The sequence below is a fragment of the Desulfosporosinus sp. I2 genome, assembly GCF_000960765.1.
GTDB lineage: Bacteria > Bacillota > Desulfitobacteriia > Desulfitobacteriales > Desulfitobacteriaceae > Desulfosporosinus.
Genome location: NZ_JYNH01000281.1, coordinates 1 through 1,268 on the forward strand (window position 1 = coordinate 1; position 1,268 = coordinate 1,268).

1 protein-coding gene is annotated in these 1,268 nt (G+C 39.8%); it reads right to left on the reverse strand.

Annotation, left to right across the window (positions count from 1 at the left end; genetic code table 11):
• Positions 1-78: 78 nt before the first annotated feature.
• A complete protein-coding gene (locus UF75_RS25660) occupies positions 79-711 on the reverse strand; it encodes a hypothetical protein (protein WP_045577344.1) in 633 nt (210 codons plus the stop codon).
• Positions 712-1,268 lie beyond the last annotated feature (557 nt).

The window sequence follows — 1,268 nt, forward strand, 5'->3', positions numbered from 1 at the left end:
TATACACTGAAATTTTTAATTGCCAATTCTAGCCTTTTTCGGTTTGTTCCGATGTCTTTTTTCATTAAAAATGCTATATTAATGTTTGATAGTTTTATCAAATTCGACTTTATGTAAATATCTTGACTTTGCAAGATCCCCCGGTACAGGAAACTTAACGTCAGGACATAAATCAATTCCGGCCTTGCGGTAGGCTTCTGACCAAAGTGTTGAGCAAAGGCTACTATCCTTGTTGTCGTAGGGCCATACCCAGTTAAACAAGTAGCGTGAGGCTTCCCAGATTATCAAGTAGTAGTCGTATGAGGACCCGATCTTCCCCGTCACAAAGCTAATAATCTTTCTTCGGTCATCGTTGGATAATCGTTCACAAGTGAACACGTCAGCACGTCCAGTATAATCCTGTATTTTTTTTAACCTTACTGTTGACAAAGGAAGAATTTCTACTACTTGATTGGGGTTAACCACACCTACAACATGGCTATAAGGGCTTCTTGTCACTAACTTAATTATTTTATCCACCAAAGTATTACCACTTATTAAAAGGATGTCTCCGGGTTGAATTTCAGAAGCTGGAGCCGACACAATTATAGACTGTTCGGGCCTTCTAGCTGACATCCCGTCATTTGAGTTGGCTAAAAAGTTATTAGTTGCCAACCACAATATTATAAAAAAATTTATCAAAAATAGCATCATTTTAACAGTTCCTTGCATCCCTATAACCTCCTACCAGTTCAAGCCATAATATACCCTGTTTTGCTTTTTTCATGTGGAACAAAAGCCACTTACAAGAACGGTATCTTGGAAGTCAGGATTCCCAAAGAAAAAACCGATACAAAAAAAGAATAAACGTTGATTTTCATTAATATTATAATTTAACGTCGCTGCGAAGAGGCTTGGGAGATCTCTTCGCTTTTCTTTTTCCCTTTTTAAACCGAACCGTTGGTTGGTGGACAAACTTCGGTGCCTTCCCTATTAACAGTCATAAACTCATTACATACACATACACTCTATTAGTAGGGGTTTCTCAAATAAGGTAAGGAGCCACTACAGAGCACCCGGCACATAAGCTTACATAGGACTTATCTCGGGTGCTCGTCCATTTTAGCATTAATTCCGGACTCATTGGATCATCTCCCTGGCCCGTTGCCCTTTGCGGTATTTCTATTTCGCATGATCGCCATTAGTACCGGTTATTGGATAGGCTGGCGGAACAGCCTCCAATTGCCTTGAACTTTAGTCCCAGGAAGCTTTCCGGGGCACTATTTATT